The following is a 2,774-nucleotide window of genomic DNA, read 5'->3' as shown; positions in this document are numbered from 1 at the left end:
ATTCAGGAGTTCTTTGTATCCGATCAAAGGAGGCTGATAAGCCATTCCAGGGACTTTTATGGCTGCTGTGGGATCCAGATTGTGTCCATAATCATATCCCCAGATATACATATCTACGAGTACTCCTATTCCCATCAGGACAATCAACCCGAAAAAGGAATAAGCCATCCATCTTTTTCCAATGATTGCAGACAGGACACCAAACCCAATGATAAATCCAAATACATAAATGAGGTAAGTGAATTCAGGAAACATTTCTACCCCTATGTGTTTCATCCCAATATAGTGGTTGACGCCATTGATGATATCGACATCACCACTGAGCTTATCAATCCATATTTTCATATTCAATCCCTCAGGATATTGTGGTGCCCAAAGGCTGATCTGCCAAAGAGGGGTAAAATATGCTGAGATCATCAGCAAGGAGGCCATCAAGACCAGAAATCTATTTAAAGGGCTGATCGTTTTCATTTCTTTGTTGGATAACCGCCAGTAATGTTGCTGGCGGTATTGCATATTGGGCAATTATTCAGCTTCTCCTGTTGAATATTTTAAAGGCGTATTACTGCCCGCAGGGGATACTCTGATGTAGCCTTGCATTTCCTGATGGAGTGCAGAACAGAAATCCGTACAATAGAATGGGAATACACCAACTCTGTCCGGCACCCATTTTAAAGTGGCAGTTTCTCCTGGCATGACCAGCAATTCAGCGGTATTTGCTCCTTTTACTGCGAAGCCGTGTGGTACATCCCAATCCTGCTCGAGGTTGGTGACATGGAAGTACACTTCGTCACCTATCCTTACACCTTCAATATTGTCAGGCCTGAAATTGGACCGGATGGTGGTCATGTAAACATGCACTCTGTTTCCTTCTCTTTCCACCCTTGCATTGGCAATACCTTTGAGAGCCCTTGGATGGTTATTAGCTTCCAGCTTGTAAAATTTCACCTGCTTGTCTTTGATAAGAGTAGCCGGGAATGCTTCCGCATAGTGCGGTTCTCCGATAGTAGGGAAGTCCAAAAGCAACTGCATCTTGTCACCGGATATGTCATACAATTGAGCTGAGTGGGCCAATTCAGGTCCGGTCGGCAAGTATCTATCTTTGGTGATTTTATTGTAGGCTACCATGTACTTACCGTGAGGCGCACCTGTTGGTCCTCCTGGAATCATCAAGTGACCAACAGAATAATAGGTAGGAACCCTATCCACTACCTCAAGGGTTTCGATGTTCCATTTCACTATTTCAGAAGATACAAACATAGAGGTATAGGCAAATCCCTTACCGTCAAATTCGGTATGCAAAGGCCCCAAGCCAGGTTTTTCAACTTCACCGTGTAATACGGATTCATATCTCAAGACTGGCATGCCTTCAATTGAACCTTCAAAATCTTCTTTATCGATGGCTTCCAACATTTTGGTAAATGAGAAAACGGGAATGATTGCAGCTAATTTACCACTGCCAATAATATACTCTCCTGTTGGGTCAGTATCTGTACCGTGTGGAGATTTTGGACAAGGAATGAAATAGACAATGTCTTTTAATTCTCTTGGATCAAGAGAAAGTATTCCTTCTTTGATGGTGGAAGTAGCAGTATGGGTATCTTCATCCCAAACGTTGTGGGCATATTTGCCTCCGACTTTTTTGCCTTTTCCGGCTTTGATGTATTCTTCAGCTTTTTTCCAGTTTACCGCCATGATAAAGTCCTTATCCTTTTGGGAGGCATTAACCTCCAAAAGTGTATGGGCCATCTCTGTATTGTAAGTAGAAAAGAAGAACCAACCATGGGATTTTTTCTTACCTGCCCGGGCGAGGTCAAAATTGAACGGTGGTGCCTCCAACTGAAAGGCAATGTCCATGTGTCCATGGTCTTTGTCCACACTGATAAATGAAATAGTACCTTTGAAATTCTCCTTATAGGTACTGATCGGTACATCTCTATTATCACCTGTTGGTACAGAAAAACGGGTACCTGCTACCACATACTCTGTGTTTTCAGTAATGAACGGCGAAGAGTGGTTACCACCTGAATTTGGGATTTCAATGATTTCCACTGTTTTGAAAGTAGTTAAATCCACTCTTGCGATTCTTGGCGTGTTATTGGCATTTCCAAAAGCCCATCTTGCATCATGCTGCGCATTGGTAGTGGAAATGGCGATATGGTGAAGGTCATCCCAAGGCACAAACCCGTGGGAAGTATTCAACATTGGCTTGCTTTCTTCAGAATATCCATAACCGTTTTCAGGGTGAACTGAGAAAACAGGTAATATTTTGAATACCCTTCCCGAAGGAAGACCGACTACCGACATCTGACCGTTGAATCCACCCGATACAATGTTATAAAATTCATCATGCTGTCCGGGTGGGACGTAAACTTTACTGGCTGCATCTCCTGAAAGGGCACTTTGGGCTCCTTTAGGTTTACATCCATAGGCAAAAGTCATTGCTATCGCAGCTCCTGCCAACAACCACATTCTTGTTTTCATTTTTGTTTGGGTTTTAAATTAAATTATTTTACAGCGGCATCATTAGTACCGGTTTTTTCAAGATCATTTTTTCTAAGGAATTCCAGGATATCTCTAGAGTCTCCAATAGATATATTCTGATTGGGCATCCTGGTGAGACATTCCTCCAATAGTGCTTGGGCAACAGGATCTTCATCGAGCATCACCTCTACATTGGTGATCATGTTCATGATCCATTCAGGACGTCTTCTGTTGGTGACACCTTCAAATCCAGGCCCTACTAACCGCTTGTCATTGTATTGATGGCATGC

The 2,774-nt window shown here is 42.8% G+C and carries 2 protein-coding genes and 1 pseudogene; all 3 read right to left on the bottom strand.

Annotated features, from left to right (window positions below):
• On the bottom strand, positions 1-471 hold a 471-nt coding region (locus ACEW8O_RS12145; RefSeq protein ID WP_373494896.1), incomplete at its 3' end, for a hypothetical protein.
• A 54-nt stretch (positions 472-525) separates the two neighbouring features.
• On the bottom strand, positions 526-2,484 hold the full coding sequence (gene nosZ / locus ACEW8O_RS12140; protein ID WP_373494895.1) for a Sec-dependent nitrous-oxide reductase: 1,959 nt from the start codon (positions 2,482-2,484) through the stop codon (positions 526-528).
• 23 nt (positions 2,485-2,507) lie between these two features.
• Positions 2,508-2,774 (bottom strand): annotated as a pseudogene (locus tag ACEW8O_RS12135) (cytochrome c); the annotation flags it as partial.

It is taken from the genome of Aquiflexum sp. (assembly GCF_041749095.1).
Classification (GTDB): Bacteria; Bacteroidota; Bacteroidia; order Cytophagales; family Cyclobacteriaceae; genus Aquiflexum.
The sequence above is the reverse complement of the archived record's forward strand: the minus strand, read 5'-3'. Positions and strand labels throughout refer to the sequence as shown.

What these genes read in the sequence shown, in the direction of transcription:
- nosZ (WP_373494895.1), bottom strand. Translation starts at nt 2,484, where the DNA reads ATGAAAACAAGAATGTGGTTGTTGGCAGGAGCTGCGATAGCAATGACT.